Origin of the sequence: Halioglobus japonicus (assembly GCF_001983995.1) — a bacterium.
GTDB lineage: Bacteria > Pseudomonadota > Gammaproteobacteria > Pseudomonadales > Halieaceae > Halioglobus > Halioglobus japonicus.
The window spans coordinates 1,832,331-1,856,117 of record NZ_CP019450.1 but is presented as its reverse complement, the minus strand read 5'-3'; the positions used below and the strand labels follow the sequence as shown (position 1 = coordinate 1,856,117).

Here is a 23,787-nt window from a genome sequence, read left to right as displayed (position 1 = left end):
AAGGGCTTTCCTCGGTAAGTGTTTGAGGCGTGCTTGAGGATTGCGCAGCAATCCCACGCCGAGTTGCCCCGAGGCCGTAGCCGCCGAAGCGGAGCATGCGGCCGTGAGGTAAGCCTCACCGGCCACCCGCGCTGCGGCGGGGCACTAAAGAACTACAATAGCTCTCTGACAGGCCCGAACGACCGACGATGCACAGGCGTCACCCCCAGCTCGCGCAAGGCACTCAGATGGGCTGCCGTCGGGTAGCCCTTGTGCTTCGCGAAACCGTAACCCGGATAACGGGCTTCCAGCTCAATCAGCTCATTGTCGCGCTGCACCTTGGCCAGAATCGACGCCGCCGCAATGGCCGGCACCCGATCATCGCCCTTGACGACCGGCTCCGAGGCGTAATGCCAGACCGGCAGGCGATTGCCATCAACCAATACATAGCCCGGCTGTGGGGCCAGCGCTTCAACCGCGCGTTTCATGGCCAGCATTGATGCATGCAGAATATTGAGTTCGTCGATCTCCGCCACCGAAGCCCGGGCGATAGACCAGGCAATGGCGTGTTCCTTGATAGCCTTTGCCAGTGATTCACGGCGAGCCTCGGTGAGTTTCTTGGAATCGCGCAGGCCCTCGATCGGCCGCGCCGGATCGAGGATGACTGCGGCAGCCACCACGTCGCCCGCCAGCGGGCCCCGCCCTACTTCGTCGACACCAGCAAGATCGGCACCTTCATAACTGACTTCGAACAGGTCATCCACGGGCCAGCTCCAGCAGGGCTTCGGCAGCCCGGTGCGCATAGTCGCGGCGCAGGGTGGCATGGATATCGTCGAAGGCACTGATCTGCTTCTGGGCGGCCTCACCGCCCTCCAGAAGCGGTTCTGCTGAGGCGGCCATGGCCTCCGCCGTGGCGCCATCCTGCAGCAGCTCTGGCACCAGTGCTCGACCCGACAATACGTTTGGCAATGCCGCAAACGGAGTGATGGCCAGGCGCAGCACCAGCCACCAGGACAGCGCGGCCATGCGGTAAGCCACGACCATAGGACGCTTCACCAATGCGGCCTCCAGGGTGGCGGTACCGGAGGCCAGCAGAATGGCATCAGCGGCGGCCATCACCTCGCGGGAGCGGCCACTAATCAGAGTTACCGGCAGGTCGGTTTGTTGGGTCAGTAGCTTGCGCAGTTCGGCTTCCCGGGCCTGATTTGCAGCAGGCAACACAAAGCTGAGCTGGGGGTTGAGTTGCCACAAAAGGCGAGCCGCCTGCAGGAATACCGGGGCCAACATGCGAACCTCACCGCCGCGACTGCCGGGCAGTAAGGCGAGTATCTTGCCCTGAGCGGGCAAATTCAGGTCGTTGCGGGCCGCAGCCGCATCGGCGCGATCAGGCAGCTCATCGGCCAGGGGATGCCCCACAAACCGCACGGGCACATCGTGCTCTTCGTAAATGCGCGTCTCAAATGGAAACAAGCACAGCATCAGATCGACAGAGCGCTTGATCTTGTGGATGCGGCGCTGTCGCCAGGCCCACACTGAGGGACTGACCAGATGCGCAGTTTTGACGCCGTGGGCCTTGAGCTTGCGCTCCAGGGTCAGGTTGAAGTCCGGTGCATCAATGCCGAGGAATAAATCCGGCGGATTGTCGCGAAAATGCTCGAACACCGTGCGGCGGATACGCAACAGTTCTGGCAGGCGCTTGAGTGGCTCGACAAAGCCCATGACCGACAGACGGTCCATGGGAAACATGCTCTGCAGGCCCTGGGCTTCCATTAGCGGGCCGCCAATGCCTTCAACGATGAGTTCGTCGCATTGTTCTCGAAGTGCTGCCAGCACTCGGGAGCCGAGAATATCGCCAGAGGCTTCGCCGGCAAGGACACCAATACGCAATGTGCCCGAAGGCATGAATACTACCTGACGATGCCGCGCTCAGAAGCGCGCACGGAATCGATAAGAATCTGCACTTCGGGCGTTTCTCGGAGCATAGACTCCAGCCGTTGCAGGGCAATATCCAGGGTCAGGCCCTGGCGATAGAGAATCTTGAATGCACGGCGCAGCTGACTAATGGCATCGGCGGATAAACCGCGGCGACGCAGGCCTTCGATATTGATCGTTTTGGCCTCAGCGGGTGAGCCGCTGACCGTGACATAGGCAGGTACATCCTTGCCAATGGCAGTGCCCATACCGCTGAAGCTGTGTGCGCCGATCTTGCAGAACTGATGCACGAGGGTATAGCCACTGAGAATCGCCCAGTCACCCACATGCACATGGCCAGCCAGGGCGGTGTTGTTAACCAGAATAGTGTTGTTGCCCACCACCGAGTCGTGGCCAATATGAACGTAGGCCATGATCAGGTTGCCGTTACCAATCGTGGTCTCGGAACGGTCCTGCACCGTGCCACGATGAATCGTCACGTTCTCACGGATAATGTTGTTGTCGCCAATCACCAGCCGGGTCGGCTCGTTGCGATACTTGAGATCAGGAGTAGCCTCGCCAATGCTGGAGAACTGGTAAACGTGGTTATTGGCACCGATAACGGTGGGGCCACGGATAATCACATGGGGCTCGATAATCGTCCCGGGGCCAATTTCGACCTCAGGCCCGATCATCGACCATGGGCCGACCACCACGTCATCCGCAAGCTTTGCGGAAGGATCGACAAGAGCCAGTTCGTGAATCATCGGTCAGCGCAGAGAATCGTGGCGGAAGCCGCCAGCTCGCCATCGACATCAGACTTGACGTCGAATTTCCAGATACCGCGGCGCTCGCCGACAATGGAGGCCCGCAGCATCACCTGGTCTCCTGGCACACAGGGACGCTTAAAGCGCAGGTTATCGGCGCCGACAAAGTAGTAGATAGAGCCGTCAGCAGGCGTCTTGTCCATGGTTTTGAAACCGAGGATACCGGCCGCCTGGGCCATGGCCTCTACCAACAGTACACCGGGGAAAACGGGTTGGTCAGGAAAGTGACCGTCAAAAAACGGTTCGTTAACCGAAAGATTCTTGTAGGCGACGATTGATTCGCCCAGATTCAGTTCCACCACCCGGTCTACCAGCAAAAACGGGTAGCGATGCGGAAGGTGTTTGCGGATTTCGATGACATCCATCATGAATTGCTGTTCCTTTGGAGCTAGGGCCCTTACTTGTCTTCAAGGGAGGCCAGCCGCTGGTAGATACGTTCCAATTGGCTAAAGCGCACCGCGCTTCTGCGCCAGTCCCGCGAGGGCATCATTGGCGTACCGGAGGAGTAGGAACCGGGCTCGGTAATGGACTTGCTCACCATGCTCATGCCTGTCACATGGACGTTGTCACAAATCTCGAGATGCCCTGCCACACCCACCATTCCAGCCAGCGTACAGTTAGCGCCTATGATCGAACTTCCGGCCATTCCGGTGCAACCTGCTATCGCGGTATTTTTGCCGATACGACAGTTGTGGGCGATGTGCACCTGGTTGTCGATTATCACACCATCTTCGAGCACCGTATGCTCAAGTGCACCGCGATCAATCGTCACACCGGCGCCAATTTCCACGTCATTACCGATGCGCACGCCGCCCAGCTGATGGATTTTTTGCCAGCCGGCCTTACAGGGGGCAAAGCCAAAGCCATCGGAGCCAATCACGGTCTGGCTGTGGATGAGGCAGCGTTCACCCAGGTGCACGTCGTGGTAGAGCACCACACCGGGCATCAGGGCACTGCCGGCGCCAATCCGACAGTTTTGTCCGACCACCACGTTCGCCCCGATAGAGACACCGGCACCGATATCAGCCCCGGTTTCCACCACCGCATTGGGGCCAATAGAGGCTCCCTCACCGATGTTTGCTTCCGCGGCAACCGTTGCGCTGGGGTGCACGCCCTCAGGGACAGCGGGCGCCCCATCAAACAGCGCCGTAGCGCGGGCGTAGCTAAGATATGGGTCTTCGGCAGCCAGGCTGCCCACCGGACAGGCCTCGACCATATCCGCACGTAAAATCACCGCTGCGGCTCGGGTTTTTTCGAGTTGGGACAGGAACTTGGGATTGGCGAGGAAGGTCACTTCCTCGGGGCCAGCATTGGCGAGGGTGCCAAGGCCGGACACGGGGCGCTGGGGATCGCCTGAGAGTGTCAGGCCCAATTGTTCCGCCAGCTCCCCGAGAGTCATTACCAGGGCGCCTTAGTTGGCCTGGTTGAGCTTGTCAGTCACCTTGGCGGTAATGCTGTAGCCGGGATCCGCGTGAATCACGGAAGCGCGCGGCATCAGCAGGCCAATGCCTTCAGTAGCGATCAGTTCACGCAGGACTTCCTGAACCTTGGGAGACAGCTCCTGCAGCAACTGCTGGCCCGCCACCTGCTCGGCCTGCTGCAGTTTGCCACCAACGTGCTCAAGGTCTGACTGCTTGCTGGCCAGCTTCTGGCGCGCAGCGGTCTGTTGTTCCTGGCTCATCACCGCGGCATCTTTCTGGAAAGACTTCACCAGCTCTTCCATTTCGGCTTTGAGCTTGTCGAACTCGGCTTTGTCGGCCTTGTAGTCGTCTCCGTTGCGCACTTCTTCAATGCGCTTCTGGGCCAGATCAGTCTGCAGAATAGCTTCCTGCAGGTTTACAACGGCAATTTTGCCCTGGGCCATCGCAGCGCCAGACAGTGTAAACGCCAGCGCAGCAAGGGTTACTTTGAAAAATTTAGACACGGTTATCTCCAATCGTCAGGTAAAAATCAGAAGCCTCGGCCGAGGGTGAACTGGAAGGCTTCTTCCTCATCCTCGTCGCCGGCATTAAGCGGCTTGGCCAGGCTGAATGTCATGGGGCCGAACCCGGTAATCCAGGTTACGCCCACACCCACGGAATAACGCAGTTCATCGGCATCGATATCGAAGCAGTTGATCTGGTTTACACCGCAGTTGGTATTGAATACGTTGCCCACGTCCACGAAGAAGGCAGAGCGCAGCTGGCTGCGATCCTTGATGAACGGCAGCGGGAACAGGAGCTCAGCACTACCCTCAACCAACACGTTGCCACCGAAGGGATCGGGGTCGTCGTTGAGAGTCTCATAGAGCAATTTGTCATCAACCGCGACATAACCAAAGTCGCCGATGGCGGTGGGCTCGCCGGTTTCCTCGTCGACCTCTGTCACCGCGCCGCGGCCCTCATAGAGCTCTGCGGGCGTGGAACGCGGTCCCAAGGTGTTGCTCTCGAAGCCACGCACACTGCCGAAACCGCCGGCAAAGAAGTGCTCGTAGAACGGCAGCTCGGTGGCATCGCCATAACCGTCGCCATAGCCCAGTTCTCCGCGGAAGCGCATTACCCACTCACCCTTGATCGGGAAGTAGACTTCACCGCGGTAATTCAGCTTGTAGAACTCCAGGTCAGAGCCCGGCATGGCCACTTCCAGCGAAACTGAGTTCGAGGTACCTCGGGTGGCGAAACGACCGCGGTTCAGGGTGGATTGTGTCCAGCTGGCGGTGATGGTCCAGTTCAAGAATTCGTCGCCGTTCTCATCGAGGAAGCCCAGGTCAGCAGGCGGTGTCAGATACGACGGTGGCAGCGTATCGATCGGGAACACCTCTTCAGGTCCGGCAAAGGTGCCATCGGGCAGCTGGGTGCTGTCAAACCAGTACTCCACCCCGTCTTCCAGACGTGGGCTGGCCTTGATCTCCTGGACGGCAAAGCGACCGGCTGTGATCTCGGTGTCGGAGATACCGAAGCTGAAACCCAGACGCTGGGTTTCCTTAATCGGGTAACCGAAGTTCAGGGATGCGCCCATGGTATCGGTGGTATAGCTGGCCACGTTCACCTCGGAAAGGTCAGTGGAGCGGTAGAACACATTAAAGCCGCGGCTCACACCGTCTTCAGTGTAATAAGGGTTGGTGTAGCTGAAGTTATAAAGATCCTGGTAGCGCGAGGAGTTCAGGTTAATACCAACCCGCTTACCAGTACCCATGAAGTTATCCTGCTGCAGATTCAGGCCGAGAATCAGGCCCGCGTCCTGGGCGTAGCCGAAGCTGGCGCCAATACTGCCCGAGGACTGCTCTTCCACGCTGTATTCGACGTCAATCAAATCATCGTGGCCAGGCACCTGTGGTGTTTCCACCGTGGCCCGGCTGAAATAGCCCAGTCGCTCCAGACGAACGCGAGACTGCTCAATTTTGGCCGAGGAGGCGGGGGCACTCTCCATCTGGCGCATTTCACGGCGCAGTACATCGTCGGCCGTCTTCATGTTGCCCTTGAAGCTGATGCGGCGCACGTAGGTGCGTTTGCCGGGATCAACGAAGAACTTCATGCTTACCGTGGTTTCACCTTCTTCCACCTCGGGAATACCGGTCACCTTGGCGAAGTTATAGCCTTCATTGCCCAGGCGACGAGTCATATATTCCTCGGTACTCGTCACCAGCTGCTGTGAGAAGGTCTGCCCCTCTGCTACCAGCATGAAGCGACGCAGGTCTTCCTCAGGTAACACCAGGTCTCCGGACAGATCGACGCTGCCCACAGTGAACTTGTCGCCCTCGGTCACGTTGGCGGTAATGTAGACTTCTTCTTTGTTGGGGGATACCGACACCTGGGTAGAGTCGATGCGGAACTGCAGATAGCCGCGGTCCATGTAGTAAGAGGTCAGGGATTCCAGGTCACCGGTCAGCTTCTCTTTGGAATACTTGTCGTCGTTGGTAAAAAAGGACAGCCAGCCCGTCGTTTTGAGTTCGAAGACTTCCCCGAGCTCATCGTCGGTGAATACTTCATTGCCCACCACGTTGATGTGCTTGATCGCCGCCACGGTACCTTCGTTGACGTCGATATTGATTGTGACCCGGTTGCGCGGCTCCGGCACCACCTCGGTATCAATGCTGGCGTCATAACGACCCTGCTGGACGTACTGGCGCTGCAGTTCCAATTGCATGCCTTCGAGGGTAGACCGCTGGAATACCTGGCCAACCGCCAGGCCCGCACCCTTGAGGCCTTCGAGCAGAGCTTCGGTTTCGATCGCCTTGTTGCCGTCGATATTGATCTCGCTAATGCTGGGGCGCTCGGCCACCACGACCACAAGGACATTGCCGTCCCGGCCGATGCGAATATCGTCAAAATTACCTGTCGAGAACAGGCTGCGTGCCGAGGCGCGAATCGCGCGCTCGTCCACCATGTCGCCCACCGCCACCGGCAGCGAAGCAAAGACACTACCGGCTGAAATCCGCTGCAGTCCCTCCACCCGAATGTCAGAGATGATAAATGTCTCGGCGTAGGCATGAGGTACCAAAAGGAGAAGTACCACGGCCAGGTGTTTGCAATATCGCTTAATCAAAATTCACTCAATCGACAGATTCAGCATGTAGCTGAGTTGTTCTTACTGTTCGCTACAAGCGCGTAAAATCGTTATATAGAGCCAGTGCCATCATTCCCAGCACCAGAAACAGGCCCACCTGGTATCCAAGGGCCTGTATTTTCTCAGGTACAGGCCGTCCAGCCAAGAGCTCCACGGTGTAAAACAACAGGTGTCCCCCGTCCAGTACCGGGACCGGCAACAGGTTCAATACGCCGAGGCTTACACTGAGCAGGGCCAGGAAGCCAATATAGGACTCCAGCCCCGACTTGGCGGAGGCGGAGGCCACTTTAGCAATGGTAATAGGGCCGCTCAAGTTTTTCGGCGAGATGAGCCCCATGATCATTTTCTTGATCGAATTCAGGGTAAATCCGACCAGTTCCCAGGTCTGCACCACCGCAGCCCCCATTGACTCAATCGGGCCGCGCTGGAAGGTGCGAATCATTTCCGGGGGCATTTCCGGCAGGGCAACGCCCACACCGACGCGGCCAAAGGGCTCAGCACCCTCTTCCACCACGCGTTCAGGGGTGATGACACGCTGCTCAATCTGGCCGTCGCGCTCAATCTCAAGGGTAATGGGCTGGCCTGGTCGGGCGCGCACATATTCCACCCAATCCATCCACTTTTCCATGGGCACAGCATCTGCCCGCAGCACCCGGTCGCCGGTCTGCAGGCCAGCAGCGGCAGCGGGGCTGCCCTCGCTCACGCTGTCTACCACAGGCGGTACATCCGGGGTGTACATGGCAATACCCAGGCCGCCGAACAGATCGGGTTCCTCCTGCTCAGACAGCCAGCGGTCAATAACCACCTCTGACTCATAGACCATATCGGAACCGGGGTAGCTCACCGCAAATTCAATGGTGCCGGAATCACCGATACGATCCAGCAATGCAAAGCTCAGGGCGCGCCAGGTGGGGGTATCGGTGCCATCTACCGCGACAATTTCCTGACCAGTCTCCAGGCCCGCCACATCGGCGATGGAGCCGGTCTCTACCTCACCAATAACCGGCGCATAGCCGCGCTCACCAGCCATAAACAGGAACCAGTAGGCGACCACAGCCAATAACAGGTTTGCCAGCGGGCCGGCGGCCACAACGGCAATGCGCTGGAGTACGGGTTTGCGATTAAATGCCTGTTCGAGCTCTTCCTCGGGCACGTCGCCCTCGCGCTCGTCCAACATTTTGACGTAGCCGCCCAGGGGAATGGCGGCGACTGAATATTCCGTGCCCTGGCTGTCCCGCCAGCTGCCGAGGGATTTGCCGAAGCCGATGGAGAATCGAATGACTTTAACGCCGCACTTGCGGGCCACCCAGAAATGGCCGTACTCGTGCACCGCCACCAGCACGGCCAGGGTGAAGAGCGTGATAAGTATGGTGTACAACATGTCCATTAGCTGACCAGCGTCCCTATCGCTTCGCGGGCGGCCTCCCGGGCCTCCCTGTCTGCAGTTTCGACCACATCGAGGTCCGTCGGTTCAACCGAGGTCACCCGTTCCATGGCCGACTCAATCACTCGCGGAATGTCCGTAAAGCGAATTCTCTCGTCCAGAAATGCCTCTACCGCCACCTCATTGGCAGCATTACAGATAGCCATGGCCGTGCCACCGCTCGCCACCGACTCACGGGCCAGGCGCAAACAGGGGAACCGCTGCTCGTCCGGAGCCTCGAAATCGAGCCTGGCGGTGGTAATCAGATCCAGCGGCGCCACGCCGGCATCCACCCGCTGGGGCCAGGCTAGCCCGTAAGCTATGGGGGTACGCATATCGGGATTGCCGAGCTGGGCAATCACCGAACCGTCCACATACTGCACCATGGAGTGAATAATACTCTGCGGGTGCACAATCACATCAACCTGTTCCGGGCCGACATCAAAAATCCAGCAGGCTTCGATAAATTCCAACCCCTTGTTCATCAGGCTTGCGGAGTCTACGGAAATCTTGCGCCCCATGGACCAGTTAGGGTGCGCGCAAGCCTGATCCGGGGTGGCCTCGGCCATTTGCGCGTGGGTCCAGTTGCGGAACGGGCCACCAGAGGCCGTCAGCAAAACCTTACTCACGCCCTTGAGTTGAGGGCGCGCCTCGCTATCAGCGGGCATGCACTGAAAAATCGCGTTGTGTTCGCTGTCGATAGGCAACAATCGGGCGCCTGAATCGCGCACGGCCTGCATCAGGAGATGGCCTCCCATGACCAGCGACTCCTTGTTCGCCAGCAACAGAGTTTTGCCCGCTCGCGCCGCCGCGAGGGTAGAAGGCAGGCCGGCGGCACCGACGATGGCCGCCATGACACAGTCGACTTCCGGGGCAGTCACAACCTGCTCCAGGCCTGCATCACCACACAATACCTCGGTGACCGAACCCGCTGCCAGCCCCTTGCGCAGGGCCTCAGCAGCCCTTTCATCAGCCATAACGGCATAGCGCGGCTGGAACTGCTCACATTGGGCAAGCATGGCGTCTACCGAGCGGTGTGCGGCCAGGGCATACACCTGGAAATCTTCGGGGTGGCGCCCGATCACATCGAGGGTGCTGACACCAATAGAACCTGTGGACCCTAGAACAGAGACCTGACGTACCGCACTGCTCATCGTCACCAGCCCGCCAGAACCAGACCCAGGGTAAATACCGGTGCGGCTCCACAGAGACTGTCGAGACGGTCGAGGAAACCACCGTGACCCGGCAGCAGGCTACCGCTGTCTTTGCAGCCACTTTCGCGTTTGACCATGCTGACGGTCAGGTCACCCACGACTGAGGCAATACTGGTCGCCACTACAATGGCCAGCACGGCCAGCAGGGAAATATGTGCGCCCTGGGCGGGCAGGAAAAACCACAACGCAACACCGACCGCAGCAGCGGCAATCTCACCACCCCAGAAACCCTCCCAGGTTTTCGCGGGCTGACCGCCGGCGCCAGCTTGTGTTTGCCCAGGGACTTCCCGCTGAAATACGCACCGACATCCGCTGCCACAACGATGACCACCATGGAAATCAACAACAGGCCTCCCTGAGAGAAGCTCAGCAGGTAGATCGCCGCTGTCCAGGCCGGCGCAAGCACCAGCAACCCGATCAGGGAGCGCATCCACCGGTTACTCCAGAGCACCGCACTTCCCGGGTAGGACTTAATCCACAACAGGGCAAATGACCACCACAGGGTCGCCAGACCAAGAATCGGCTGAACCTGTTCACGAGCCGGGTTTTGACCCAAGCCGCATGTTACGTAGATAACACCCAGTACGCTGCCCAGCACTGCTACAAACAGGCCTCTGGCAGGGGCACTTTCCCAGCCGGCCAGACGCGACCATTCCCAACCGCCGGCGAGCACAATCAGGGCAATCGCCAACGCCAGAGCAGGGACCGAGAGAAAGGCGATAGCGGCGAGAAAGAGGCCCGCCATTATCAGCGCAGTAATAATGCGCTGCTTAAGCATCGAGATCTGCTCCTGCCACCAGGCCATCGGGATCACGCAGCCCGAAACGCCGTTCGCGGCGGCTATAGTCAGCCAGCGCCCGGGCGAATTCCAGTTCGCCAAAATCAGGCCACAGAGTGTTCGTGAAATACAGCTCACTGTAAGCGAAATGCCACAGCATGAAATTACTGATACGAGCATCGCCCCCGGTGCGTATGCAAAGGTCGGGGCGCGGCAGGTCGGCAATAGAGATATTCCGATCAATCATCTGAGCGTCGATGCTGTCGGGGTCAAGCTCTCCCAATTGGGCCTGGCGGGCCAGCTTTTGCGCTACCTGGGCGATGTCCCACTGGCCGCCGTAATCTACCGCAATCACGACAGTGGCCTCGGTATTGCCAGCAGTGAGATGTTCAGACTGCTGCATCAAGCGCTGCAGGCGGCCACTGAATCGCGAGCGCTCGCCAATAAACCGCAGGCGAATACCGTCCTTGTGCAGTTCGCGCACTTCACTGCGCAAATAGCGCGACAACAGGGCCAGCAATGCCCGCACCTCGGGCAGCGGACGACCCCAGTTTTCACTGCTGAAAGCAAATAGGGTGAGCACTTCAACGCCGTGGTTACGGCAGGCTCGGAGAATATTGCGGACTGCTTCTACGCCGGCGCGATGGCCGGCTGGGCCGGGAACGCCGTTGCGCTTTGCCCAGCGATTGTTGCCATCCATGATGATGGCAACATGCCGTGGCACAACGGTTTCGCGACTGTCAGTTTCGCCCCGCGAATTGGATTCAGACATGGCTGAGACCAGGGCTAAGGGCCCTAGATCTCCATGAGGTCGGCTTCTTTCTCAGCCAACATTTTTTCAACTTTGGCAACGAAGCCGTCGGTGAGCTTTTGCACCTCATCCTGACCGCGACGCTCATCGTCCTCAGAAATTTCCTTTTCCTTGACGAGGTCCTTGAGCATGCCATTGGCATCGCGACGGGCATTGCGAATAGAGACGCGAGCAGACTCCGCCTCCTGGCGCGCCTGGCGAATATAGCCCTTGCGGGTTTCCTCGGTCAGCATCGGCATCGGGATACGAATCACCTCGCCTGCCGTCGCCGGGTTCAGGCCGAGGTCGGACTTCATAATCGCTTTTTCAATGGCCGGGATCATAGTCTTGTCCCAGGCAGTCAGAGACAGGGTGCGTGCATCTTCCACGTTCACGTTAGCCACCTGATTCAGGGGGTATCGGAACCGTAATACTCTACCTTCAGGCCATCAAGCAGGCTGGGGTGCGCACGGCCTGTGCGGATTTTGTTGAAATTGTGATTCAGCGCGTCGAGGCTTTTTCCCATGCGCTCTCCAGCTTCAGATTTAATATCGTCGATCACGTTTATGATTCCTCCTGTGGCGCCGATTGTTCAATCAAAGTACCGTCATCGCCACCGCGGACGATATTGAGCAGGGCGCCCTGCTTCTCCATTTCGAATACCCGCACCGGCATATCGTGATCCCGACACAGGCAAATTGCGGTGAGGTCCATCACCTCAAGTTTTTTGTCCAGCACCTCATCGTAAGTGAGGCGATCATACTTAACGGCATCCGCCACTTTCATGGGGTCGGCCGAGTACACGCCATCGACCTTGGTCGCCTTGAGCACCAGCTCCGCATCGACCTCGATGCCTCTAAGGCAGGCCGACGAATCTGTGGTAAAGAAGGGGTTACCGGTGCCTGCTGAAAAAATAACCACATCACCGTTATTCAACGCTCGAATGGCCTTGCGGCGATCATAGTGATCTACCACGCCACTCATGGGAATCGCAGACATGACCTGGGTTGAGATGTTGGAGCGTTCCAGCGCGTCGCGCAGTGCCAGTGCATTCATCACCGTGGCCAGCATGCCCATATGGTCACCGGTGACCCGGTCCAGACCCGCTGTCTGCAGCGCGGCGCCGCGGAACAGATTACCGCCACCTACTACCAGGCCCACCTGCACACCAATACCAACCAACTGGCCGATTTCCAGCGCCATCTGGTCGAGCACTTTGGGGTCAATGCCAAAAGCTTCACTGCCGGTCAGCGCCTCGCCGCTCAACTTGAGCAGAATGCGCTTGTACTTCTTTTCACCAGTCATCTGGGGCATATCTCACCTCTCCTGAACTGGGACGCTATCTTACAGGAACAAGGCCCGGCACCCCAGCGACAATTTCGGCAAATTCAAACGAAAAGAAGCCCGCGAACGGGCTTCTCAGGAACTGCCTGGTGCTTACAGGAAAGCCAGCAACGCCCAGATAACAGCCGTCAGTGCGACACTGCAGTGAATGACACCTTTCACTGAGGTCATCGGGCCAGTTTTACCGAACAGGGCGTTGGCTTCGAGCGCCAGAATAATCGCCGCGCACGCGCCGACACCGGCCATGCTGATATCGGCAATGTACAGGTGCTTGGAACCGAGCATACCGAACAGCATGGGGCCAGAAAACAGCGTATTGGTGCGTGATGCCAGGCCAGCCTTCGCAGCCGCTGCAGGGCCGTCGCCTTCTTTCAGGCCAATAACAATCTGCTGGTTAGGCCAGATGATGAGCCATACGTTCAGGAACATCAGGATACCCGCCAGGGAGCCAATCCAGATCACCGGCATACCTTTGAGGTTGGTTGATGCACCGACCAGGTGCAGCAGTACCAGACCGGTAAGGAACGTGAACATGGCGCCCCAACGGAACCACCACAACGCGCGCGGAGCCAGTTTCTTTACGGCATCGGCCTTGGCGTCTGCCTCGGCTTCCTTGAAGTATTCTGTCTGTACGAAGTTGAAGTAATAGAGCAGGCCGATCCACGTAATGCCAAACAGCACGTGGGCCCAGCGGAAAATAAACTCGAGAATCATGCGATACCCCCCTTTTTAATTGTTGTGGTCGCCCGTTGATTATACACTTGCGCCGGCGCCGCGAAAGGCGCGATTTCTAGCCCCTACGCTTCGTAGGGGTTTTCCTGTTGTACATCCACCACTACCGACATTGAGGACACTGCTCATGGCCTTTGAACTGCCTGCCCTGCCCTACGCCAAAGATGCGCTCGAGCCCCACATCTCCGCCGAGACGCTGGAATTCCACTACGGCAAACACCACCAGACTTACGTCGACAAACTGAATGGCCTGGCCGCAGCCAATGGCCTGGAAGGCAAAACTCTCGAAGAAGTCGTAAAAACCTCTGAAGGCGGCGTCTTCAACAACGCGGCCCAGATCTGGAACCACAGCTTTTACTGGAACTGCCTGAGCCCCAATGGCGGCGGCGAAGCCACCGACGATATCGCTGCAGCCATCGATGCAGCCTTCGGATCTTTCGACGCGTTCAAGACAGCCTTCACCGAAAGCGCCATCAACAACTTCGGCTCTTCCTGGACCTGGCTGGTCAAAAATGCAGACGGCTCCGTGGCCATCGTTAACACTTCCAATGCTGCTACCCCGCTGACTGAAGAAGGCGTGACACCGCTGCTGACAGTCGATCTGTGGGAGCACGCCTACTACATCGACTATCGCAATGCGCGCCCCAAGTACATGGCAGCCTTCTGGGCGCTGGTTAACTGGGAATTCGTCAACGCGAACTTCGCCTGATTTCGCATCGCGAAACAACAGAAAAGGCCCTGCACCGATCCCGGTGCAGGGCCTTTTTTATGAATCAGTGATTTCCCCTGGCGGGAAAATACTCAGGCCATCAGTGCCTTGAGGCTCTCCGCATCCAACTGCTGTGCCTGCTCAAGCGCGGCAAACAGCGGCGCGCGAACGCGTTCCTTGGTGGCCTTGTGCGCAGCCATATTAATGCCAGACAACTGTTCTGCCACAGCAACAGCACGCGCCATCACACCGTCCACATCAACGGCTTCATCCACGTAGCCCGCCGCTACACCACCGTCAGCGTTGTACAATACGCCACAGTTAACGGCCCGATCAAAATGCGCCGGGGCAAGCTTGGCCCGGGCAATCTCTACCCCGAAGTAAGGCAGCGTCATACCGATAGCTACCTCATTCAGACCCAGCTTAAAGGGCCCTGAGGCTCCAATACGGTAATCGGCCGACATCAGCATAATCGCACCCATGGCCAGGGCATGGCCGGTAACGGCCAGCACTACCGGGGTTGGGAAGGTCAGCATACGCCGGGCCAGATCGCCACCACGGGTAACGAGATCCATCATCGCATCGCCACCCTGCCCCATAACGGAGAGATCGAAGCCCGCCGAAAACTTGCCAGCGCGCCCCGCAAGGACAACGACCTTGCCCGCGGCTTCAGCCTGATCGAACGCAGCACCAAGCTGCTCGAGCATCACAAATGAAATGGCATTGGCCTTGCCGTCATCCATCTGGATCAGGCAGTACTTTTCTTCTTCGGTGAAGGTGACGATTTGTGACATGGATACCTCTGGAGGGATTGTTCTGTTCTGAGGGCGTATACCGTAGTGCAAACCGGCGGCAAAGGCCACCAAAACCGGGCCAGCATTCGGGGACAGACCACATTTATTAGGGGACCGACCGCACTCCCCGGGTCGTACCTTGTTCTCTCCCCAAATAAATGTGGTCTGTCCCCTACAGCGCGGTCGATCCCCAAACAATTGTGGTCTGTCCCCAAAAAATGTCCCCCCCAAAAAACGAAAAAGCCCGGCACTGGGCCGGGCTTTTTGGGTTTGCCTGAGAGGCTGGGCTTACATCATGCCGCCCATGCCGCCCATGCCGCCCATGTCTGGCATGGCAGGTGCCGCCGCAGCCGCATCCTGAGGTGCATCGGCAACCATTACCTCGGTGGTGATCATCAGACCAGCCACGGAACCAGCGGCCTGCAGCGCAGTGCGGGTTACCTTAGCGGGGTCGAGAATACCCATCTCGATCATGTCGCCGTACTCGCCAGTGCCAGCGTTGTAGCCGAAGTTGCCTTCGCCATTGCTGACCTTGTCCAGTACCACAGAGGCTTCGTCACCAGCGTTGCCGACGATCTGGCGCAGAGGACCTTCCATGGCGCGCAGCGCAGCTGCAATGCCGTGGTTCTGGTCTTCATTGTCGCCTTCCAGACCTTTGATAGCCGCAACAGCGCGCACCAGGGCAACACCACCGCCGGCAACAACACCCTCTTCCACCGCAGCGCGGGTCGCGTGCAGGGCGTCTTCAACGCGGGCTTTCTTCTCTTTCATTTCGATCTCGGTGGCGGCGCCAACCTTGATGACTGCAACACCGCCAGCCAGCTTGGCAACGCGCTCCTGCAGCTTCTCACGATCGTAGTCGGAAGAAGTGTTTTCGATCTGGGTGCGGATCTCGCCCACACGCGCCTGGATAGCAGCAGCTTCACCAGCACCGTCGATGATAGTGCTGTTGTCTTTGTCCATGGTTACGCGCTTGGCGGTGCCCAGGTGTTCCAGAGTGGCGGACTCGAGGTCCAGGCCCACTTCTTCAGAGATCACAGTACCGCCGGTCAGGATAGCGATATCCTGCAGCATGGCCTTACGACGGTCACCGAATCCAGGTGCCTTACAGGCAGCAACTTTAACAATGCCGCGCATGTTGTTCACAACCAGGGTGGCCAGGGCTTCGCCTTCAACATCTTCGGCGATGATGACCAGCGGCTTGGAAGCCTTGGCAACCTGCTCCAGCAGGGGCAGCAGTTCGCGGATGTTGGAGATCTTCTTGTCTACCAGCAGGATGAAGGGCGCTTCGGATTCGACGCTCATGCTGTCCTGGTTGTTGATGAAGTAGGGAGACAGGTAACCTCGGTCAAACTGCATACCTTCAACCACGTCCAGCTCGTTTTCGAGGCCGGAACCTTCTTCAACAGTGATAACGCCTTCTTTGCCAACCTTGTCCATGGCTTCGGCGATGATGTCACCTACCTGGGCGTCGGAGTTAGCAGAGATAGTGCCTACCTGGGCAATCGCCTTGGAATCTTCACAGGCAATGGAAGCTTCCAGGATCTTCTCAACGGCAGCCGCAACAGCCTTGTCGATACCGCGCTTGAGGTCCATCGGGTTCATACCAGCGGCAACAGACTTCAAGCCTTCGTTGACGATGGACTGAGCCAGTACTGTGGCAGTAGTAGTACCGTCACCAGCCACGTCAGAAGCCTGGGAAGCAACTTCCTTCACCATCTGCGCGCCCATGTTTTCGAACTTGTCTTCCAGTTCGATTTCCTTGGCAACAGATACACCGTCTTTAGTGACGGTAGGAGCGCCAAAGGCTTTGTCGAGGATTACGTTGCGACCCTTGGGGCCGAGAGTTGCCTTAACGGCGTTGGCGAGTGTGTTCACGCCGTTGAGCATGCGAGAGCGAGCGTCGTCGCCAAAAAATACGTCTTTTGCTGACATCGTCTAAATTCCTTAAAACTTAATCTGGTCGTGTTCTATTCGGGCGGGTCTTATTCGACCACAGCGAAGATCTCGCTCTCACCCATGATGATCAGTTCTTCACCGTCGATTTCGATGGTGTTGCTGCCGGCGTACTGGCCGAAGACCACGGTATCGCCAATTTTTACGGCCAGGGGCGTACTTCGCCGTTATCCAGGACCTTGCCTTCACCAACTGCAACGATCTCGCCCTGATTGGGCTTTTCCTTGGCGGAACCGGGCAGCAGAATGCCACCTGCACTGGTTTCTTCCTCTGCGTTGCGACGAACGACCACGCGGTCGTACAGGGGACGGATACTCATTTGTCTGTTTCTCCTAGTGACAATGTTATGAGAGCCCTCAGCGGGGCGCTGCTAGGTTCATGGGGCCGCCCCGGAGCATTTCAAGGGGCGGTTAGCACTCTTTTTAAGAGAGTGCTAATTCTAGTGCGAGTTACGGCGGGGTCAAGGGGCTGGACAGAAAGGCCTGAAAGTAAATTTATACCCTTATTTTCAATACCTTATGGCCTCATATCGTCATCGACACGGCGAAATTGCCCCTCGATAACGGAGTCGGCAGACTGATCATACTGGGGCCGGTAGGGTTCTGGCTCGGGAGCGCCAAAAAAACGGGCCACACGCCGGCGCAAGGGGCCAATCATCACCACCAGGGCGGCAATATCGGTCAATATGCCGGGAACGGCAATCAGAATGCCCGCCAGGCCCATCGCCATATCATCCACCAGTAACCGCGGACCAAGGACCGCCCCCTGCTGGGCTTCGCGCAGCTGCTGGAACAATTGCATGCCCTGACGGCGCAAAATAGCCATTCCAAGCACCAGCGTGGCGAGCACGTAAAAAATAGCCGTGAGCGCGGAAGTTTCAATCCCCAGCTGTATTAATGTGAAAAGCTCCAGCCATGGCAGAAGCAGAAAAAATAGTCGCATTGTGTCCTCTCTCTCGCTGAGAAACTATGGGGGCACTCTACGAATTTGCAAGGTCTCTAAAACGCGTAGTTGACGCCCACAGACCATTTGCGGTCGACCTTTTCGATAGCCTCTTCTGCAGGCAGATTGTCGTAGTTGTATTCCAATTGCACCACCGAGCTGAGCTGGCCGCTAATTGGATACTTGAAGCCGGTGAGGGTATTCACCTCGTAATCCGTACCCTCTTCAAAAGACTGCAGCAAGGCGTGGCGGTGGAACATTTCTACCCCGCCCCCATCGATACGCCAGGCAAAGTCCAGATTCCACAGGAATGCCGGACGGCTGCGGGATTCGCCGGTGGCGAAATCCTCGTTTACGTAGTTCACCGTCCCCTTGCCAAGCAGATCAAAATAAACGGTTTCCAGGAACTGATATCCCATCCCCATACCAACGGAATAACGTTCATCCAGCTCCCTGAATTCATCGGTCTCATAAAATCCGTTCCCGGTGACAAACCACTGGTCGGTGAAAAATTGGTCGTACTGGTAGCTGCCCAGCCAGGACTCACGGGTTTTCTCTCCATCGGCGCTTTCGTCCTGATAGCGCAGCGCCAGGGTATGACGGGAGTCCAACAACCGGAATTCACTGCGTGCATTGACGTCATACTTGGTGATATCGCTGTTGCCAGATGAGTCCTCAAGCGCCAGCGCAACCGAGCCCTTCTGCTGCAACAGTGGCTGAGGATCCATCAGCGTTTCCCCTGCCCCCACCACGAGCTTCCAGTCCAATAAGGGCCGCACACCCTCATCACAATGCAAATGCTGCTCATCCAGCTTCACGAACATCCAGCAATTGTGGAGTTCCTCGCCTGTCAGCTTGAGGTCGAAGTGGTCGCCGCTCTCTATGAAATCCACGTGGCGAAGTTCAATTTGTAAATCGCCGAGTATCGCCGACGTCCAACTCACTTTGCCGTCATCTATGCCGACCATAACGCCGGTGATAGACTCTCCATCAGTGAAATATATGCGATCAGCTAATGCATTGTGGGATGTAAAAAGCACTGCCAACAGCAGCAGGATTGATCGAGTCGAAGACATTGCAGAGCCGATCCGGAGAATTTTATGGTGCATGGATTATCTGTTTTCTCGTGGTGCGGGTCGCACGGTTGAACACTGATATCAATGAACGCATCTGGCAGGTCGTATTACTCATTCCCGAAGGCAAGGTGTCGACCTACGGCGATGTGGCTCACAAGTCAGGACTGCCAGGCGCCGCACGGCGGGTCGGCAGAGCGCTTAAGGGACTCCCTGAGGACACCCTTATTCCTTGGCACCGGGTAGTTAACTCGCAGGGGCGCATTTCACTTCCAGAAGGTTCTGCATCGCAGTATACCCAAAGGGAAAGACTGGAGGCAGAGGGTGTGGGCTTCAAGGCCAATAAATCTATCGATCTTAATCGTTATCGTTGGGACTAGCTGCAACCTCGTCGTCTTCCGGATACAGTTCACGCAAGGCCGCAAGCTCACCCTCCCGTGCCAACATCTCGGTCGATAGCCGCTTCACCTCTCGCGCAAGATGCTGTCGGTCGGCCTTTTCCCGCTCTAACAAGCCCAGCAGGCCATTGACCAGCGCGGCAACATAGCGCGGTGCAACCTTGTCCGGCTCAGGCACATCCGATTCACCATCACTGGCCTGTACCTGTGCAAACTGCGCATCACCGGGCAAGAACTGATTAACCAGTGCAATTTCGTGATTGATTGCAGCCGCTTCTTCATCATTGAACTTCACATCGATGGATAACGGCGTATCTTCGATTTCCCGCATCAGGCGATGCAGTAGTTCCTGATGCTGGGCCATACCCCGCTCCGGGTTATAAACCCCATCCAGATAGAGGGGGTACTGGCCGTTAAGCTGCAATAAGAGTGAAGTGCCGTTGAAACCCAGCGACGTATTGCTGGCGCGCTCAGTTGCTATTGGCAGCGTCAGATACCCCAGGTCGATCGAATGTAAAAAATCATCGACAGGGTTGCCACCCACAAACTGATCGGGGTCAAATGCCCGCACTTTCAGCCTGTCCTCGCCAATCGCGTTTGCCCAGCGTCGCACGGCGGCAAAACGCGTACGGCGCTTGCAATCCTGCAACAGCGCTTCGCCTGATGACAGCGCATCGAGCTGCTTGACTGCCTGCTCCCAACGACTCTTGATAGACGTCAGCGGATGACGCACATAGATAACCGCGACACATTCGTCGAAGAACGGTTCGGCGAAATCCAGAAACGCACGCAACTCATCGACAAAAAATTGCTCTAGCCCCTCTGCGGAGACAATTGCCGTACCCTCGTCGAAGGAGGTAAAGAACGCGCGCCATTGTTCTAGCAATCGCTCTCGCTCTTCTTCCCAGGCCTCATCTGACGGAGGGGCAAATTGGCGATAATAGAACCCGACCTTGGGGTTACGGCGAAACAGGGCTGCCAGTTCATATGAGTGGTTGTAGGGCCGCCAGCCCGGGTAAACCACATTGGCTGAGCGCAGCTCAGAGGCCATCTCGCCCAGGGATTCCTGAATGGTCGTGGTACCAGTTTTAGCCATGCCGGCGTGAATCACCAGACGCTTCACGATCTGACACTCTCATCGCTGCGCCAGGGGGCCACCCAGAACAGGAGTAGCATGCCCGGCAGAGCCAGCACGGCACATAGCACAAAAAATTCTACCCAGCCGATCTGCTCGACAATCCATCCGGTACTGGCATTAGCAAACGTGCGCGGCAATGCAGCCAGCGCGGTAAACAAGGCGAACTGGGTCGCTGCGTACATCTTGGAGGTTTCCCGGGCAATAAAGGCAGTAAAAGCCGCCGTACCCAGGCCGACCCCCAGATACTCAAAACCAATCACCAATGCCAGCAACCAGAGCTTGGCCCCGCTGGCCGCCAGCACGGCGAAGCCCAGAATGCTGACCACCTGAACGACGCCGAACAACCACAGGGCGCGATTAATACCGAGCTTAATCATCAGCCCGCCACCGAGCAGTCCGCCGATGATCGCCGGCCAAAGTGCCGCATTCTTGGCAACAAGACCTATTTCGGTCTTGGTGAAACCGAGGTCCAGATAAAACGGGGTGGATAACGCCGTCGCCATGTTATCGCCGAGCTTATACAGGAACATAAAGCACAGAATAAGCAACAAAGCCTGCCAGCCCTTGCGCTGCAGATACTCCTTAAACGGCGCCACCACAGAGCCATACAGTCCCATCGCCGGAGGGCGCTCCGTTTCAGGTTCAGCAACACACAACGTCATGCCAATGCCCGCCAGCATGAATCCGGCGGTAATCCAGAATACTGACTCCCAGGGCAGAATGTCGGCCAGAATCAGTGACAGCGACCCCGGAATCAGGCCGGACAGCCTGTAGGCCTGAACATGAATAGAGTTACCTAGCCCGAGTTCCTCATCCGGCAGGATTTCGCGACGATAAGCATCAATGACAACGTCCTGGCTGGCTCCGAAAAACGCGACGATCAGCGCTGCCCATGCAATCGTGGCGGTCTGAGAACCGGGCTGGAACCAGCCAAGTAGCCCGATCGACAGCAGTAGGCCGAGCTGAAAGAGCAGTAACCAGCCGCGACGGCGCCCCAGCAGAGGCAATTCCCAGCGGTCCAGGAATGGCGCCCACAAGAACTTCCAGTTGTAAGGCATAAGAATGAGCGCGAAGAAGCCGATCTCGGTGAGGGACACTCCCCCCTCGCGCAACCAGGCCGGCACCAGCTGAATCAGTACATACAGCGGCAGGCCTGAGGCAAAGCCGGTAAAGATACAAATCAGCATGCGGCGATTAAAAATCGCCTCGCGCCAGGGCGTTGCGGGGTTACTCACTGCAACCCTCCCGGTGCCTCAGGGGCCGATAGTCAATCGACATCGAAACCCATCTGACGGACAAATTCGATATCGGCAGGGTCAAACTGCGACAGGTCCTGATCACGGAAACGGCCTGCGGTTGCAGGGGCACGCACCGACGCGGCAATGTCGGCCATGTCTTTTTTACTGATCTGAATCGCCGCAAATTCCCGCAGCGCTTCCAGTTCTCCCTCGGGATCGGCGCACAGGCGATCAAAACTGAGAAAATGAAGACGGTGCCCCAGACGCTTGCGGAAGCCCTGCATCCTCTTGTGGCTCGCCACCCAATAACGCAACGCAGCCGCCGGGCCAGGCTCAAGCTTCTGATCGAGCATCAGCTCACCCCAGAAATACTTGAGCTGGTTCTGGTTGTTACTAAAGGCCATATCCAGACCATTGCGCACCACGAAAACGTATTTCATGTCCTGGAAGCAGCGATCCAGCTGCGGCAGCATGATGTGTGAATTCGGCTCCTTCCAGCCCCAGTGCTCGTGGCGACGATCGTGGGTTGGACTGTGTAACAGCGAATCGCGGGCGCGCTGCAAATGCTCTGCCGGCACGACCGGCGCCCGGTCAAGCGCTGTGGCCTCGTCAAGAAGAACACGCAGCTCTTCGGAAAGTTCCACGCCGTGGCGCATGGCATTGGCAAAAATCCAGCTCAACTTCTCGACTTCGTCATCCGATTTCAGCAATAGCGAGCGACGCAAAAACAGCAGGGTGAACCAGAGATTATCCAGCGAATCATTAAGCTCGCCGCCAAAATGCACACCCATGCGGCGCAGCAATGTCACAACCAGTCGAGTACCACTGCCGCCGAGACCGCCGATAACAACAGGCGCAGCGTCTTCCCGCGCGATGCGGTAAACCGGTACCGCCTCACCAGCTGCCAATACACTGTGGGACAGGAACCGGGCGGAATGTCTGATCTGATAGGCCAGGTCATCCTTGTGCGCGTTAATCTTGTCCGCCAGATGCCGCATTAACTTGGCATCCTGACCTTTGATATAAGTGGTAATCTCCTGCGCATCAGCCCGCGACAAGTCGATCCCCTCCCAGGGCTCATCGCCAGCAGGCTCTTCCTCGTAAAACAGCTTGCCGTCGGCCCGCCCGAAGTAATCTCGGGCAATCACTTCATTGGCATGCGCACTGGCATCGAGGATTTCACGGCGCTGAGCCGGTGACAATAATGACTGACTGGCAAAATAACTGGTGGAAGATTGGTCTTTTTCAGCCGAGAACTGCATGAGCAACTGATTAAAGCGCCCATTCTTCTTGGAGTCAGTCACCAGCGTATTAATCATCCGCTTGTACTCGCCTGCGGCCAGTGAAAGACGCGGGTTAGAGTTGCCGCCTTTCAGGCTGAAATTATCCTCGGCGATGTCCTGACGAAACACGTGGTACATGAAATCGCGGCGGATATCCCCTTTGTGGAACTGTTCACGCTCATAAGGGCGCACAATCAATTTGCCAGGTTCCAGGGAATCAGCCCAGGGGGCCAGCACTTTCAGGTAGTCGAAGCGTTCCTGCTGTTTCCGGTAAATCAGATCGATGCGACGTTTCTGCGGCCCGGCCTTAATCTGCTGGTTGTAGCTGGCCATGATGATGTTGTCCTGTCGGCGCAGGTATACCACCACGTGCACATCAAACCAGGCTGACACCTGTGCACAGAAACGGCGAGCTTTGGATTCCTCAGCCCAGGCCATAAGCTCCGAAGAGAGCAACACATTTCCCTCGGCGCAGTCGGCGAGCTTAGGCGCCCACTCTTCCACCGTCTGGAAATTCCACTGGTCTTCGAGGAAACGGGGGATATGCGGTGACAGCAGGTGGTGCGCGTTGGACATAATGCCCTGACGCGGGTAGCAGATATCCAGCTCCTTGAGAGCCTTGCGGTTATCCCAGAAGAAATTCTGCAATGCCGTGGTACCGGTCTTACCCATGCCGATATGCACGTACAACTTCTTCTTCATTCTTCCTCTCT

21 protein-coding genes and 3 pseudogenes are annotated in these 23,787 nt (G+C 57.5%); 2 read left to right on the top strand and 22 right to left on the bottom strand.

The features are described 5' to 3' along the window. Positions 1-152: 152 nt before the first annotated feature. The 14 genes and pseudogenes from rnhB to BST95_RS08690 form a co-directional block, all read right to left on the bottom strand. Positions 153-743, bottom strand: coding sequence for a ribonuclease HII (gene rnhB / locus BST95_RS08755; protein ID WP_066058288.1), 591 nt, complete (start codon positions 741-743; stop codon positions 153-155). Next, the gene (gene lpxB, locus BST95_RS08750) at positions 736-1,881 is read right to left on the bottom strand and encodes a lipid-A-disaccharide synthase (RefSeq protein WP_084198938.1); all 1,146 of its coding nucleotides are present in this window, start codon (positions 1,879-1,881) and stop codon (positions 736-738) included. Before lpxB ends, rnhB begins: the two co-directional genes overlap by 8 nt. A 5-nt stretch (positions 1,882-1,886) precedes the next feature. Continuing rightward, positions 1,887-2,657, bottom strand: a complete 771-nt coding sequence (gene lpxA / locus BST95_RS08745) for an acyl-ACP--UDP-N-acetylglucosamine O-acyltransferase (protein ID WP_084198937.1) — start codon at positions 2,655-2,657, stop codon at positions 1,887-1,889. Then, positions 2,654-3,085 (bottom strand): 3-hydroxyacyl-ACP dehydratase FabZ, encoded by a 432-nt coding sequence (gene fabZ / locus BST95_RS08740; RefSeq protein ID WP_084198936.1) that lies wholly within the window; start codon positions 3,083-3,085, stop codon positions 2,654-2,656. Before fabZ ends, lpxA begins: the two co-directional genes overlap by 4 nt. A gap of 29 nt (positions 3,086-3,114) precedes the next feature. After that, positions 3,115-4,116 carry a UDP-3-O-(3-hydroxymyristoyl)glucosamine N-acyltransferase gene (gene lpxD, locus BST95_RS08735; protein ID WP_084198935.1) on the bottom strand — a complete coding sequence of 334 codons (1,002 nt, stop codon included), beginning with the start codon at positions 4,114-4,116 and terminating at the stop codon, positions 3,115-3,117. Between the two features lie 12 nt (positions 4,117-4,128). After that, positions 4,129-4,641, bottom strand: a complete 513-nt coding sequence (locus BST95_RS08730) for an OmpH/Skp family outer membrane protein (protein WP_229801664.1) — start codon at positions 4,639-4,641, stop codon at positions 4,129-4,131. A 26-nt stretch (positions 4,642-4,667) separates the two neighbouring features. Further along, positions 4,668-7,238 (bottom strand): outer membrane protein assembly factor BamA, encoded by a 2,571-nt coding sequence (gene bamA / locus BST95_RS08725; protein ID WP_373295090.1) that lies wholly within the window; start codon positions 7,236-7,238, stop codon positions 4,668-4,670. Between the two features lie 55 nt (positions 7,239-7,293). Further along, positions 7,294-8,649, bottom strand: a complete 1,356-nt coding sequence (gene rseP / locus BST95_RS08720) for an RIP metalloprotease RseP (protein WP_084198933.1) — start codon at positions 8,647-8,649, stop codon at positions 7,294-7,296. Further along, positions 8,649-9,839, bottom strand: coding sequence for a 1-deoxy-D-xylulose-5-phosphate reductoisomerase (ispC, locus tag BST95_RS08715; RefSeq protein WP_084198932.1), 1,191 nt, complete (start codon positions 9,837-9,839; stop codon positions 8,649-8,651). Before ispC ends, rseP begins: the two co-directional genes overlap by 1 nt. Before the next feature lie 2 nt (positions 9,840-9,841). Beyond that, positions 9,842-10,644 (bottom strand): annotated as a pseudogene (locus BST95_RS08710) (phosphatidate cytidylyltransferase). Between the two features lie 25 nt (positions 10,645-10,669). Then, a complete protein-coding gene (gene uppS / locus BST95_RS08705) occupies positions 10,670-11,449 on the bottom strand; it encodes a polyprenyl diphosphate synthase (RefSeq protein ID WP_084198931.1) in 780 nt (259 codons plus the stop codon). A gap of 23 nt (positions 11,450-11,472) precedes the next feature. Next, a pseudogene (gene frr / locus BST95_RS08700) lies at positions 11,473-12,029 on the bottom strand (ribosome recycling factor). Between the two features lie 2 nt (positions 12,030-12,031). Then, on the bottom strand, positions 12,032-12,781 hold the full coding sequence (gene pyrH, locus BST95_RS08695) for a UMP kinase (protein ID WP_066058265.1): 750 nt from the start codon (positions 12,779-12,781) through the stop codon (positions 12,032-12,034). Between the two features lie 123 nt (positions 12,782-12,904). Continuing rightward, positions 12,905-13,525: an antitermination protein NusG gene (locus tag BST95_RS08690; protein ID WP_066058262.1), complete on the bottom strand. Its 621-nt coding sequence runs from the start codon at positions 13,523-13,525 to the stop codon at positions 12,905-12,907. A 145-nt stretch (positions 13,526-13,670) separates the two neighbouring features. Here BST95_RS08690 and BST95_RS08685 point away from each other — a divergent pair, with 145 nt between their 5' ends. Beyond that, positions 13,671-14,252, top strand: coding sequence for a Fe-Mn family superoxide dismutase (locus BST95_RS08685; RefSeq protein ID WP_084198930.1), 582 nt, complete (start codon positions 13,671-13,673; stop codon positions 14,250-14,252). A 92-nt stretch (positions 14,253-14,344) separates the two neighbouring features. On the opposite strand, the gene BST95_RS08680 is transcribed toward BST95_RS08685, so the two are convergent. From BST95_RS08680 to BST95_RS08660, 5 genes and pseudogenes are all read right to left on the bottom strand, one after another. Beyond that, positions 14,345-15,046: a crotonase/enoyl-CoA hydratase family protein gene (locus BST95_RS08680; protein WP_084198929.1), complete on the bottom strand. Its 702-nt coding sequence runs from the start codon at positions 15,044-15,046 to the stop codon at positions 14,345-14,347. A 288-nt stretch (positions 15,047-15,334) separates the two neighbouring features. After that, the gene (groL, locus tag BST95_RS08675; RefSeq protein WP_084198928.1) at positions 15,335-16,981 is read right to left on the bottom strand and encodes a chaperonin GroEL; all 1,647 of its coding nucleotides are present in this window, start codon (positions 16,979-16,981) and stop codon (positions 15,335-15,337) included. Between the two features lie 50 nt (positions 16,982-17,031). Then, positions 17,032-17,321 (bottom strand): annotated as a pseudogene (locus BST95_RS08670) (co-chaperone GroES). Between the two features lie 197 nt (positions 17,322-17,518). Further along, a complete protein-coding gene (locus tag BST95_RS08665; protein WP_084198927.1) occupies positions 17,519-17,944 on the bottom strand; it encodes an FxsA family protein in 426 nt (141 codons plus the stop codon). 56 nt (positions 17,945-18,000) lie between these two features. Then, positions 18,001-18,912, bottom strand: a complete 912-nt coding sequence (locus BST95_RS08660; RefSeq protein WP_169843889.1) for a DUF481 domain-containing protein — start codon at positions 18,910-18,912, stop codon at positions 18,001-18,003. Positions 18,913-19,001: 89 nt separating this feature from the next. On the opposite strand from BST95_RS08660, the gene BST95_RS08655 reads away from it, so the two are divergent. After that, positions 19,002-19,397 (top strand): MGMT family protein, encoded by a 396-nt coding sequence (locus BST95_RS08655; protein WP_338073415.1) that lies wholly within the window; start codon positions 19,002-19,004, stop codon positions 19,395-19,397. Here BST95_RS08655 and BST95_RS08650 read toward each other — a convergent pair. From BST95_RS08650 to BST95_RS08640, 3 genes are read right to left on the bottom strand one after another with little or no spacing between them, the layout of a single operon-like run. Beyond that, positions 19,375-20,538: a hypothetical protein gene (locus BST95_RS08650; RefSeq protein ID WP_084198925.1), complete on the bottom strand. Its 1,164-nt coding sequence runs from the start codon at positions 20,536-20,538 to the stop codon at positions 19,375-19,377. The two genes, BST95_RS08655 and BST95_RS08650, sit on opposite strands and share 23 nt — an antisense overlap. Beyond that, positions 20,535-21,788, bottom strand: a complete 1,254-nt coding sequence (locus BST95_RS08645) for an AmpG family muropeptide MFS transporter (RefSeq protein ID WP_066058239.1) — start codon at positions 21,786-21,788, stop codon at positions 20,535-20,537. Before BST95_RS08645 ends, BST95_RS08650 begins: the two co-directional genes overlap by 4 nt. Positions 21,789-21,820: 32 nt before the next feature. Beyond that, on the bottom strand, positions 21,821-23,776 hold the full coding sequence (locus tag BST95_RS08640; RefSeq protein WP_084198924.1) for a sulfotransferase: 1,956 nt from the start codon (positions 23,774-23,776) through the stop codon (positions 21,821-21,823). Between the last annotated feature and the right edge of the window lie 11 nt (positions 23,777-23,787).

Excerpts from the sequence above, each read along its gene's own strand:
- fabZ (WP_084198936.1), bottom strand. The coding sequence starts at position 3,085 with ATGATGGATGTCATCGAAATCCGCAAACACCTTCCGCATCGCTACCCG.
- groL (WP_084198928.1), bottom strand. The coding sequence starts at position 16,981 with ATGTCAGCAAAAGACGTATTTTTTGGCGACGACGCTCGCTCTCGCATG.
- BST95_RS08660 (WP_169843889.1), bottom strand. The coding sequence starts at position 18,912 with ATGGTCGGCATAGATGACGGCAAAGTGAGTTGGACGTCGGCGATACTC.
- BST95_RS08640 (WP_084198924.1), bottom strand. The coding sequence starts at position 23,776 with ATGAAGAAGAAGTTGTACGTGCATATCGGCATGGGTAAGACCGGTACC.
- ispC (WP_084198932.1), bottom strand. The coding sequence starts at position 9,839 with ATGAGCAGTGCGGTACGTCAGGTCTCTGTTCTAGGGTCCACAGGTTCT.
- BST95_RS08680 (WP_084198929.1), bottom strand. The coding sequence starts at position 15,046 with ATGTCACAAATCGTCACCTTCACCGAAGAAGAAAAGTACTGCCTGATC.
- lpxD (WP_084198935.1), bottom strand. The coding sequence starts at position 4,116 with ATGACTCTCGGGGAGCTGGCGGAACAATTGGGCCTGACACTCTCAGGC.
- lpxB (WP_084198938.1), bottom strand. The coding sequence starts at position 1,881 with ATGCCTTCGGGCACATTGCGTATTGGTGTCCTTGCCGGCGAAGCCTCT.
- rseP (WP_084198933.1), bottom strand. The coding sequence starts at position 8,649 with ATGGACATGTTGTACACCATACTTATCACGCTCTTCACCCTGGCCGTG.
- BST95_RS08685 (WP_084198930.1), top strand. The coding sequence starts at position 13,671 with ATGGCCTTTGAACTGCCTGCCCTGCCCTACGCCAAAGATGCGCTCGAG.
- lpxA (WP_084198937.1), bottom strand. The coding sequence starts at position 2,657 with ATGATTCACGAACTGGCTCTTGTCGATCCTTCCGCAAAGCTTGCGGAT.
- pyrH (WP_066058265.1), bottom strand. The coding sequence starts at position 12,781 with ATGCCCCAGATGACTGGTGAAAAGAAGTACAAGCGCATTCTGCTCAAG.
- uppS (WP_084198931.1), bottom strand. The coding sequence starts at position 11,449 with ATGTCTGAATCCAATTCGCGGGGCGAAACTGACAGTCGCGAAACCGTT.
- BST95_RS08690 (WP_066058262.1), bottom strand. The coding sequence starts at position 13,525 with ATGATTCTCGAGTTTATTTTCCGCTGGGCCCACGTGCTGTTTGGCATT.
- BST95_RS08665 (WP_084198927.1), bottom strand. The coding sequence starts at position 17,944 with ATGCGACTATTTTTTCTGCTTCTGCCATGGCTGGAGCTTTTCACATTA.